This is a genomic window from Pseudomonas sp. FW507-12TSA, assembly GCF_058781435.1.
On the sequence record NZ_JBYSWT010000035.1, the window covers coordinates 71,902 to 83,158 of the forward strand.

7 protein-coding genes are annotated in these 11,257 nt (G+C 62.4%); 6 read left to right on the forward strand and 1 reads right to left on the reverse strand.

The window, feature by feature from the left end; genetic code table 11:
- Positions 1-167 precede the first annotated feature (167 nt).
- The 6 genes from AC3WK8_RS26975 to AC3WK8_RS27000 all read left to right on the forward strand — a co-directional run bounded on the left by AC3WK8_RS26975 (position 168) and on the right by AC3WK8_RS27000 (position 8,001).
- Positions 168-1,325 carry an iron-containing alcohol dehydrogenase gene (locus tag AC3WK8_RS26975; RefSeq protein ID WP_085597658.1) on the forward strand — a complete coding sequence of 386 codons (1,158 nt, stop codon included), beginning with the start codon at positions 168-170 and terminating at the stop codon, positions 1,323-1,325.
- Between the two features lie 12 nt (positions 1,326-1,337).
- Complete coding sequence (locus tag AC3WK8_RS26980) at positions 1,338-2,669, forward strand: APC family permease (protein WP_103326309.1); 1,332 nt, start codon at positions 1,338-1,340, stop codon at positions 2,667-2,669.
- Between the two features lie 111 nt (positions 2,670-2,780).
- Positions 2,781-4,205, forward strand: coding sequence for a gamma-aminobutyraldehyde dehydrogenase (locus AC3WK8_RS26985; RefSeq protein WP_085597660.1), 1,425 nt, complete (start codon positions 2,781-2,783; stop codon positions 4,203-4,205).
- 70 nt (positions 4,206-4,275) lie between these two features.
- Positions 4,276-5,529: an aspartate aminotransferase family protein gene (locus tag AC3WK8_RS26990; protein WP_085597661.1), complete on the forward strand. Its 1,254-nt coding sequence runs from the start codon at positions 4,276-4,278 to the stop codon at positions 5,527-5,529.
- Positions 5,530-6,999 (forward strand): aspartate aminotransferase family protein, encoded by a 1,470-nt coding sequence (locus AC3WK8_RS26995; RefSeq protein WP_256578600.1) that lies wholly within the window; start codon positions 5,530-5,532, stop codon positions 6,997-6,999.
- Positions 7,000-7,080: 81 nt separating this feature from the next.
- The gene (locus AC3WK8_RS27000; RefSeq protein ID WP_085597663.1) at positions 7,081-8,001 is read left to right on the forward strand and encodes an NAD(P)-dependent oxidoreductase; all 921 of its coding nucleotides are present in this window, start codon (positions 7,081-7,083) and stop codon (positions 7,999-8,001) included.
- Between the two features lie 142 nt (positions 8,002-8,143).
- Here the strand turns inward: AC3WK8_RS27000 and AC3WK8_RS27005 are convergent, their stop codons facing one another.
- Entirely contained in the window at positions 8,144-11,209 is a 3,066-nt protein-coding gene (locus tag AC3WK8_RS27005) for an efflux RND transporter permease subunit (protein WP_442964150.1), read from the reverse strand.
- Positions 11,210-11,257: the final 48 nt, after the last annotated feature.

Genomic DNA, 11,257 nt, shown 5'->3' on the forward strand with positions numbered 1-11,257 from the left:
GGCAATCCGCGCAGCTCATGCCCGGCCTGGTCTAGCGGACAAAAAACACAGGAAGTGACCCAGCGCTACCCGCGCAGGGATTCGGGCTAGCCGTATAGCCCACCCGTTGTTGCTGCCGAGAACCGTTAAAAACGACAAAAACTGAACCTAACCGGCAAGAGGTCTGTATGAAATTCCAATTCCTACTCCCCACCAAAGTGGTCGTGGAACCCGGCCTGCGTGAGCGCACCGGCGAGCATCTGGATGAACTCGGTCTGCAGCGCGTGCTGATCGTGACGGATGCCGGGGTCAAGGCCGCAGGGCTGTTGACCAGCGTCTATGCCAGCCTGAACAGGTCGGGCATCGACTTCGATGAGATCGCCGACATCAAGGCCAACCCTCGCAGCGACGACATCAATCACACCGCAGAGGCCTACCGGGGCAAAGGTATCGATGGCCTCCTGGCCGTTGGCGGGGGCAGTGCGATGGACGCCGCCAAGGCCCTGAGCGTGCTGCTGACCCACGAAGGTCGGATCGAAGACTACGAGGGCTCTTTCAAGCTCAAGCACGGGGTACTGCCCATCGTGGCGATCCCTACCACCGCGGGCACCGGTAGCGAGGTGACGTGCTTCTCGGTGATCACCGATACTGCGCGCCACTTCAAGATGAACCTGCTGGACTACCGGATCGGCCCGGTGCTGGCCCTGCTCGACTCGCACATCACCGCCACGCTTCCTGCGTCGATAGCCGCCGCGACCGGTATGGACGCCTTGACCCATGCCATCGAAGCCTACACCTGTCGCGTGTCCAATCCGATCAGCGACGGCCTGGCCCTGCATGCCATTCGCTTGATCAGCCAGTACCTCAAGCCGGCAGTCCAGGAACCCTCTAACCTGGAGGCCCGTGAGCAGATGCTGGTGGCGAGCCTGATCGCCGGCATGGCATTCGGCAATGCCGACGTGGGCAGCGTGCACTGCATCTCCGAGGCTATTGGCGGCATGTACGACACGCCGCACGGCGTGGGCAATGCGATCTTCCTGCCCTTTGTCTTCGGCCACAATCTGGATGCGGACATTCTGCGCCATGCCCAGGTCGCCTACGCGCTGGGCATCGACCCCAGTCTCTCGCCCACCAATGCCGCCCAGGCGGCTGTCGACTACCTGTTCCAGATGAGCAAGGCCCTGGGCATTCCTCGCTTTGCCGAGGTGAAAGGGGTGCGTGAAGAAGACTTCCTGACGATCGCCGACAAGTCGAAGAAGAATTTTTCGGATGCCAGCAACGCCAAGGAGATGAGCGTGGAGACCTATCACGCAATCATCATCGCCGCTTACCAATTTGCCGGTTGAGGAGTGTCGATCATGAACGAAGCACACTCCGGCGCCTCGTTGAAGCGCACCCTGGGCCCGTTTTCCGTTTTGCTCTTCGGTCTGGCGTTCCTGGCTCCATTGATCGTCTTTGGAACCTATGGCGTGATTTCCCAAGCCAGCGGCAACACCACGGCCCTGTCTTATGCCATTGCCTCGATTGGCGTGATTGTCACTGCGTTGAGCTACGGGCGCCTGGTCAAGGTGTTCCCGGCTGCCGGCTCGGCCTACATCTATACCCGCAAGATGTTGAATCCCAATCTTGGCTTTATGGTGGGCTGGGTCGCCTTGCTCGACTACTTCTTCATTCCGATGCTGATCTGGTTGCTGGGGGCCAGTTATCTCAGCATGGCCTTTGCTGATGTGCCGCAGTGGGTATGGATTACCGGGTTCATTGTCTCCAGCACGGTGCTGAATGTGTTGGGCATCCAGGTGGCCAACCGCTTCAACATTCTGTTGATGGTGATCCAGCTGGCGATCATTGCGGTATTCATCGGCCTTTGCTGGCACTACATCGTCGCCGCCAATGGCCCTGGCGGGCTGCTGTCGGCCAAGCCGTTCTTCAATCAGGACGTGCCGTTTGCCACTACCATGGCCGGTGCCGCGATTGCCGCCTACTCGTTTCTGGGCTTCGACGCGCTGTCCACCTTGAGCGAGGAGAGCAGGGACCCGAGCCGGACGATTCCGCGGGCGATTCTGCTGGTCGCCTTGAGCGGCGGCGTGCTGTACGTCGGTTCCTCGTACTTCATGTACCTGGCCCATCCCGCCATGGAGTTTGCCAACGTGGACGGCGCGGCGTTCGAGATCGCCCGGATGATCGGCGGGGATCTGTTCTTCGCGGTGGTATTGGCGGGCATCATCATCGCCCACTTCGCCGCGGGGTTGTCGTTCCAGGCCAGTGTGGGGCGACTGCTGTACGCCCTCGGCCGGGACAACCAGCTACCGCGCAAGTTCTTCGGCGTGTTGCACCCGCGCTACCGGACGCCGACGTTCAACATCCTGCTGTCCGGCGCTTTCGGCACTGTAGGTTTTGCCCTGACGATTGCCACCGCCACTTCCTTGGTGAACTTCGGGGCCTTCGTCGCTTTCACCGCGGTCAACCTGTGCGCCCTGCGGCTGACCTTCAATGCAGCAGTCAAAGACGGCGCCGGACTCCTGCGCGGTGTGATCTTGCCGGTCATCGGGGCGATCACCGCAGGCTGGATGCTGGTCAGTCTGGATAAGGACGCACTGATCATGGGGAGCATCTGGCTTGGCGTGGGCGTGGTTTACCTGGCGTGCCGCACGAGCTTTTTCCGCAGCCCCGTACCGGATGCCCTGGCCTAGAGAACTGGCGGCTGGCGCAGTTGCGGAATCGTCGGCTGCGCTGCCATCGAACGCACCATCAATAGACCCAAGGCCAGGCACTGGCCTTGCCGTTCAACAGTGAGAATTGATATGCAAACCAAACTTCTGATCAATGGCGCTCTGGTGGCAGGAGAGGGCGAAAGCCTGGCCGTGTACAACCCATCCCTGGGCCAGGTGCTGGTGCAGACCCGCGAGGCCAGTCGCGCCCAGGTCGATGCGGCGGTGCAGAGCGCCAGCGCCGCTTTTGCCGGCTGGTCGCAAACACCGCCCAAAGAGCGTGCGGCATTGCTGCTCAAGTTGGCCGACCGCATCGATGCCCAGGCGCAGGAATTCGCGCGCCTGGAATCGGACAACTGCGGCAAGCCGTTCAATGCGGTGCTGCAAGACGAGCTTCCGGCCGTTTCTGATGTGTTCCGCTTCTTCGCCGGTGCGGTTCGCTGCCTGCAGGGTTCGGCGGCGGGCGAGTACCTGCCGGGCCACACCTCGATGATCCGCCGCGATCCGGTGGGCGTGGTGGCCTCCATCGCGCCGTGGAACTACCCGTTGATGATGGCGGCCTGGAAGCTCGGCCCGGCGCTGGCAGCCGGGAACACCGTGGTGCTCAAGCCATCGGAGCAGACCCCACTGACCAGCTTGAAACTGGGAGAACTGCTGGCCGAAATCTTCCCCGCTGGCGTCGTCAATATCCTTCACGGGCGCGGTGCTTCGGTGGGCGAGCCACTGACCGGCCACCCGCAGGTGCGCATGGTGTCCCTGACCGGCTCGGTCAGCACCGGCAGCCGGATCATCGAAAGCACGGCCGACAGCGTCAAGCGCATGCACATGGAGCTGGGTGGCAAGGCCCCGGTGCTGATCTTCGATGACGCCGACATCGACGCCGCCGTGGAGGGCATCCGCGCCTTTGGCTTCTACAACGCCGGGCAAGACTGCACCGCGGCTTGTCGCATCTATGTACAGAAGGCCGTGTATCCACAGTTCGTGCGCAAGCTCGGAGAGGCGGTGTCCAGCATCAAGTCCGGGCTGCAGGACGACCCGACCACCGAGATGGGCCCGCTGATCACTCAAGAGCACCTGGAGCGTGTCGAGGGTTTTGTCAAACGCGCCCTGGAACTTCCGCACATCGAAGTGGTGACCGGTGGCCGGCGCGCCGCGGGGGGCGGGTTCTTCTTCGAGCCCACGGTGTTGGCTGGCGCGACCCAGGAGGATGAGGTGGTGCGCCGTGAAATCTTCGGCCCGGTGGTGACGGTTTCGGAATTCGAGGACGAAGCCCAGGCGCTGGCCTGGGCCAATGAATCGGACTACGGCCTGGCGTCTTCGGTATGGACCGCGGACATAGGCCGGGCCCACCGCCTGGCCGCTCGCCTGCAATACGGCTGCACCTGGGTCAACACCCACTTCATGCTGGTCAGCGAGATGCCCCATGGCGGCGTGAAGCTGTCCGGGTACGGCAAGGATCTGTCCATGTACGGCCTGGAAGACTACACCGTGGTGCGGCATGTGATGTTCAAGCACTGATACAAGGCATCGTGAATCCCTCGGGCAAGCCGCCTGCCGGCCGGGCCCGGATAACTGCAAGAGGCTATGCATGAACAACATCGAGACCTTTGAGAAACTCGAATCCAACGTCCGGATGTATTGCCGTGACCTGCCCCTGGTGTTCGATACCGCCCAGGGCAGCAAGATCCACGCCGAGGATGGCCGTGATTATCTGGACTTCTTCGCCGGCGCCGGGGCGCTCAACTATGGCCACAACGACCCGCGCATGCGCGATGCCCTGATCGACTATCTGTCGGCCAATGGGGTGACCCATGCCCTGGACCTGCACACCAGCATGAAGCGTCGCTTCCTGGAGTCGATCAAGCGCGACCTGTTCGATCCGCGGGGCTGGGACTACAAGGTCCAGTTCACCGGCCCCACCGGCGCCGACGCGGTGGAGGCCGCGCTGAAGCTGGCACGCAAGGCCACCGGGCGGACCAAGATCGTCTCCTTCTATGGGGCTTACCATGGCATGACCGCCGGAGCCCTGGCGGTCACCGGCAACCGCACTCGGCGCGGCGCCGGTTTGTCCTCCGAGGTGATTTTCGTTCCCTACGAAGACAGCCCATACGGCGAGTTCGACAGCATCGGTTTTCTTGAGCGCCTGGCCAACGACCAGGGCAGTGGCTCGGAGCTGCCTGCGGCAGTGATCGTGGAGTCGGTACAGATCCAGGCGGGTGTGTATGCGGCCTCGGACAGTTGGCTGCAACGACTGCGCCAGTGGACCACTGAGCACGGTGTGATTCTGATCTGTGATGAGGTGCAGGCTGGCTGCGGGCGCACCGGGGACTTCTTCGGTTTCGAGCGTTCCGGCATCCAGCCGGACCTGGTGACCTGTGCCAAATCCATCGGCGGCTTTGGGCTGCCGATGGCAATTGTGCTGATTCGCTCCGCGCTGGATGTGTGGCAGCCGGGGGATCACATCGGCACCTTCCGCGGCAACCAGCTGGCGTTTCTCACCGCCCAGATCGCGCTCGGCTACTGGCACGACGAGCAATTCCTCAAACTGCTCGCCGAGAACAGTGCGCTCATGGCGCGAGCGGTCGCCGACATCGCCGAGATTCCGGGCGTGGTCGGTGCACGCTGCCGCGGCATGGTGGCCGGCATCGACTTCGGCCGTGGCAACGTTGCGCTCAGCAAGGATGCCCAGCAGCGTGCGCTTCGGGCAGGCCTATTGGCGGATCGCTGCGGCCCGAACGGCGAAATCATCAAGCTGATGCCTCCCATCAACACACCCACCGATCAGCTTGCACAAGGCTTGAGGATCTTCGCCGAGTCAGTGGCGGCAGCGCTGGGCAAGTAAATGGATCAGGACGCCAGGGCAGCACGTGGTCATGCCCGTGCTGCAAAGGGGCCAGTGATCGGCAACCCGTCACAGGAGGAAAACCAGCTGATGAAAAGTGTCGCTTCAACCAAGCAGAACGATCTGTCGTTCCTTATCCATCCCTATACCAACTTGGCCCTGCACCGCGAGGTCGGGCCTGTCGTCATCGCCAAGGGTGATGGCATACGGGTGATCGATGACCAGGGCAATGCCTATATCGAAGCCATGTCGGGCCTCTGGAGCACGGCATTGGGGTTCAGCGAACAACGCCTGGTCGATGCGGCCGTGGAACAGTTCAAACAGCTGCCGTACTACCACAACTTCAGTCACAAGACCCATGCTCCCGCCGCGGCTCTGGCCGCCAAGCTGGCTGAACTCGCCCCCGGTGACTTGAACCATGTGTTCTTCACTAATTCCGGTTCCGAAGCCATCGACTCGGTGGTGAAGGTGGTCTGGTACCTGAACAACGCACTGGGCAGGCCCGCGAAGAAAAAATTCATCTCTCGCCAGCAGGCCTATCACGGAACCACCGTGGCTTCGGCGAGCCTGACCGGTATCCCGTCGATTCATCGCGACTTCGATCTTCCGGCGATTCCCGTACACCACCTGACCTGCCCGAACTATTACCGTCTGGCCAAGCCCGGGGAAAGCGAAGAGGCGTTCTCGATGCGCCTGGCGCACGAGCTGGAGCGGCACATCCTGGCTGAGGGGTCGGAGACCATCGCCGCCTTTATCGGCGAGCCGCTCATCGCCGCGGGCGGAGTGCTGCCACCTCCCAAGGGCTACTGGGCGGCGATCCAGGTGGTGTGCAAACGCTATGACATCCTGCTGGTGATCGACGAGATCGTCACCGGCTTTGGCCGGCTGGGCACAATGTTCGGTGCTCAGCTCTACGATATCCAGCCCGATATCATGGTGCTTTCCAAGCAGCTCACCTCGTCCTATCAGCCGCTGGCGGCCTTGCTGGTGTCCGATGCCATCAATGAGGTTCTGGTGAGCCAGAGTGATCGCCTGGGGGCGTTCGTGCATGGCTTGACCACCAGCGGTCATCCCGTCGCCACGGCCGTGGCCCTGGAAAACATCAGCATCATCGTAGAGCGTGACCTGGTGGGCCATGTCCAGCGTTTGGCTCCGGTGTTCCAGAGCCGGCTGCGGGCTTTCGAGGATCATCCCCTGGTGGGCGACGTGCGCGGAGTAGGGCTGGTGGGCGGGATCGAGCTGGTGGCGAACAAAGCGCAGAAACAACCGTTCAGCCAACCGGGAATCCTGGGCAGCTACATCTTCAAGCAAGCCCACAAGCATGGGCTGATCATTCGCTCCATATACGACACGGTTGCCTTCTGCCCGCCGCTGATTAGCACGCAGGAGGATATTGACGCCATCTTCAGCGCATTCGAGCGAACGCTGAGTGACGCAACGGACTGGGCGCGGTCACAGAACCTACTTTGAACCAAGGCCTGCACAGCCACCCCACTGGCTGTCCAGGCAACTCCACAGAGCAGGTAAAACAACAACCATGAGGGTTTGACTGTGCACGAGCAAAATGAAGCGAGCTTCGACTTTGAGGTGTCCGTGTTGGGACTTGGCGCCATGGGAACGATTATGGCGCAAGCCTTTCTCAAACAGGGCAAACGCGTAGCGATTTGGAATCGATCACCCGGCAAGGCCACAGCGCTGGTGGCCGCTGGCGCTCACCTCTGCGACTCTGTCGAGGCCGCGCTCGACGCCAGCCCGGTTGCGGTCTTCGTGCTTCTGGACAACCAGGCGACACTTGAAGTGCTGGGGATGGCGGGGGTGACGCGTGCACTCGCCAATCGCACAATCGTCGACTACACCACCAGCGCCGAAGAAGAGAGCCTGGAGCTTCAGGCACTCATCAATCGGGCGGGCGGTCACTATCTCAAAGGGACGATAGTGGCCTACCCACGCAATGTCGGTCATCGTGAAAGCCACTGCATCCATACTGGCGAACGTGAAGCCTTCGAACAGCATCGGGCACTGCTTGAAGTACTTGCCGGCCATGCAAGCTTCCTTCCCTGGGAAGAGGCCTTCGCCTTTGGAACCGTGCTTCACGCGCATGCATTCGCCGCCATGGTTGCGTTTTTCGAGGCCGTGGCTGCGAGCGAGCGATTTGGCCTGTGCAACACGGCGACGCCCCGACGCCTGCTCGATACGTCGCGCTTTTTTATCGCCGATGCCCTCGAAGAAGCGGTTCGTCGGCTCGAAACACAGGATTTCACCAGCGATCAGGCGAGGCTCGATGTGCATGCGGGCGCCTTTGCCTACATTGCCCAATCCCAGCATGCACAAGGTGCCTGGACACCGGTATTCGACGCGGTGTGCCAGGTCGCGCAACGTGCGCTATTGATGGGCTACGGCGATCAGGATATCGCGGCCGCCACCCAGGTGTTCGCAACGAGTGCCCCCTTGCAAGAGCCGCTCGGTAACTGACGGGGGCATCGCGATTGTTTTACCGTTGATCCTGTTCGATCTACCTGGGGCATTCATCCCATTGCCTCACCGAGGCAATGGGGTGTTCATTATCGACCCAGCAGCATCATCCATGCAGCAGTGTGGATCTACAGTGGAAGGTTCATGCGCCGCTGGCGGGTTCTTCATGAACAGTATCCGAGGAGGCCCCTGGTGCTTGCCTTGGCCGGTTTTCCCATTGCAGCAGAAGGGAAATGCCACAAGGTAAAACCGTCAAGGTCACTATTGTCGCCACGGCCAACCCACCAATCACCGCATAAGCCATAGGGCCCCAGAATATCTGCGGGGCGATCGGGATCATGCCGAGGATAGCGGCGCAGGCGGTCAACAGAATCGGCCGGGCGCGGTGCATCGAGGCGTGCACTATGGCCTCGGAGGGGGATTGGCCGAGCCGCGTGTTGATGTCGACCTCCTCGATCAGGATGATCGCGTTGCGCACGATCATGCCCACCAGGGCGATGACCCCCAGCTGCGCGACAAAGCCCATGGGCGTTGCCGTCGGCAACATGGCCAGGACCACACCGATGAGCCCGAACGGAGCCATCGCCAACGCCAGGAACATGCGCGAGAAACTGCGCAGTTGCACCATCAGCAGCACGCACATCACCAGTGCCGTGATGGGCAGCACGGCGGCGAGTGATTTGCTGCCCTTGGCCGCTTCCTCGACTGCGCCGCCGACTTCAACCTTGTAGCCCTTGGGCAGCTCGGCAGAGAACCGTGACACGGCGGGCGCCAGTGCTTGAACCACGGTGGCCGCCTCGAGCCCTTCGCGAACGTCGCCCTGTACGGTGATCAGGGGCAGGCGCTGGCGGCGCCAGACGATGGGGTCTTCCACGCCGAAACTGAGCTTGGCGATCTGCGTCAAGGGAACGCTATGGCCAGCGGCCGTGCGCAACTGGAGATTAGCGAGGGTTGCCAGGTTGGTGCGTTCGCCGATTTGCGCGCGGATCACCACATCGATAAGCCGCTCCTGGTCGCGCACCGTGGTGACCGCCGAGCCGGAGAAGATGGTTGCCATGGCACTGGCGATGTCTTCCGAGGAAAGCCCCAATGCCCGCGCTTGGGTCTGGTCGACTTCGACCCGCACGCTGCGTTGTGGCTCGCCGGACAGCAGATGCACCTCCCGGGTGTCGTGGTTGGCAGAGATCAGGTTGGCCAGGCGCGTGGCGATATCACGCACCTGGTTCTGATCGGGGCCAGTGACGCGGTACTTGAGCGGCCAGCCTACCGGAGGGCCGAGTTCCAGCGGCGTCGCACGGGCGATGAGCCCGGAGAACTGCGTCTTGAACGCCTCAGCCAGCCTGGCCTGCAACGCATCACGCTGCTTGACGCTTTTGGCCACCACCACCGTCTGGGTGACGTTCTCGTTCTGCAGCAGCACCTCCATGGGCAGATAGAAACGAATGGCGCCGGAGCCGATGTAGGTGGAGAAGCGCTCGACATCCGGGTCGTTCTTCAGCAACTCCTCGAGTTTTGAGGCCTGGCGTATGGTTGCATCCAGCGAGGCATTCTGCGGCAGCGTCAGGCTGACCAGCAGTTCGGGGCGGTCGGAGGGCGGGAAGAACTGCTGTTCGAGGTAGCTTGCCCCGCCGAGCGACGCCACGAAGGCCGCGCCGGCAAAGCCCAGGGTCAGCGCCCGATGCTTGAGGGCCCAGGCCAGCGCCCGTTCGTAGGCGTTCATCACGCGCCCGCCGCCATGCCCGTGATGGGGCATCGACTTGGGCAGGATCAGGGTCCCGAGCAAGGGCGAGAACAGCACCGCAACCACCCAGGAAGCCGACAGCGAGATCAGCACCACCATAAACATCGAGTAGCAGTATTCACCCGCGCTCGAGGCGGCGAACCCCACCGGGATGAACCCGGCGATCATCACCAGGGTGCCGGTCAGCATCGGGAAGGCAGTTGAATCGTAGGCGAAGCTCGCTGCCCGCTTGAGGTTCCAGCCTTCTTCGAGTTTGCCGACCATGGCCTCGACGGTGATCATCGCGTCATCCACCAGCAGGCCGAGGGCGATGATCAAGGCCCCCAGCGAGATGCGTTGCAGGCCGATGCCTGTCAACTCCATGCCGATAAAGGTCATGGCCAGAACCAGAGGGATCGAGAGGCTGACCACCAACCCGGCGCGCACGCCGAGCGAGAGAAAGGACACCGCGAGCACGATGGCCACCGCTTCGGCGAGGACCGTCAGAAAACCACTGACGGCCTGCTTCACCACGGTCGATTGGTCGGCGACCTGGATCATCTCGATACCGTGGGGCAGGGAGGTCTTGACCTCATCCATGCGGTTGCGAACCGCTTCGCCAAAATTCAGCAGGTTGCCACCCGAGGCCATCGAGATGGCAAGGCCTAGGGCTTTCTCACCATTGACCCGGAACAGCGGCGCGGGCGGGTCGGCGGCAATGCGCCGGATAGCCGCGAGCTCGGTGAGCGGCACGAAACGATCATTGGCGCGCAAGGTGACGTTGCGCAGGCTTTCCTCGGAGGCGAAACCGCCGCTGACGCGCAGGGCGATCTTGTCCTCGGCCAGCCGCACCGTGCCAGAAGGTATCACCGCGTTCTGCGCCTTCAAGGCGCGCAGTACGGCCTCTTCATCAAGCCCGAAGGCGGCCAGCCGGCCAGGGGAGAATTCGATGACAATCTGCTCCTCCTGTACTCCCAGCAACTGCACCTTGCCGATTCCGGGAATCCGCAGCAGCTCCGCACGCACGCCTTCGAGGTAGTCACGCAGTTCACGGTCGGAGAACCCCTCGGCGGTGAAGCCGAAGATCTGCCCGTAGGTGTCGCCGAATTCGTCGTCGAAGGAGGGGCCCTGCACGCCGCTTGGCAGCGTGGCGGTGATGTCGGCCATCTTCTTGCGAACCTGATACCAGGCATCGGGAACCACTCGCGCCGGCGCATCGTCGCGCAGGTTGACCATGATCACGGTTTCGCCAGGGCGCGTGTAACTGTCGAGCCGGTCGAGATAGGGGATCTCTTCGAGCTTCTTCTCCAGGCGGTCGGTCAGGAGTTTCGTCGTGTCGTCGATGGTCGCTCCGGGCCAGTGGGCGCTCACGACCATGGTCTTGATGGTGAAGGCCGGGTCTTCGTTGCGACTCAGCTTGGCATAGCTCAGCGCACCACCGACCAGGGTCACCAGCATGAGGAAGAACATCAGTGGCATCTGGCCGATCGACCAGGCCGAGAGGTTGAAGCCGCGGGAATCTGCAGGGGGGGGCGG

Excerpts from the sequence above, each read along its gene's own strand:
- AC3WK8_RS26980 (WP_103326309.1), top strand. The coding sequence starts at position 1,338 with ATGAACGAAGCACACTCCGGCGCCTCGTTGAAGCGCACCCTGGGCCCG.
- AC3WK8_RS26985 (WP_085597660.1), top strand. The coding sequence starts at position 2,781 with ATGCAAACCAAACTTCTGATCAATGGCGCTCTGGTGGCAGGAGAGGGC.
- AC3WK8_RS26990 (WP_085597661.1), top strand. The coding sequence starts at position 4,276 with ATGAACAACATCGAGACCTTTGAGAAACTCGAATCCAACGTCCGGATG.
- AC3WK8_RS26975 (WP_085597658.1), top strand. The coding sequence starts at position 168 with ATGAAATTCCAATTCCTACTCCCCACCAAAGTGGTCGTGGAACCCGGC.
- AC3WK8_RS26995 (WP_256578600.1), top strand. The coding sequence starts at position 5,530 with ATGGATCAGGACGCCAGGGCAGCACGTGGTCATGCCCGTGCTGCAAAG.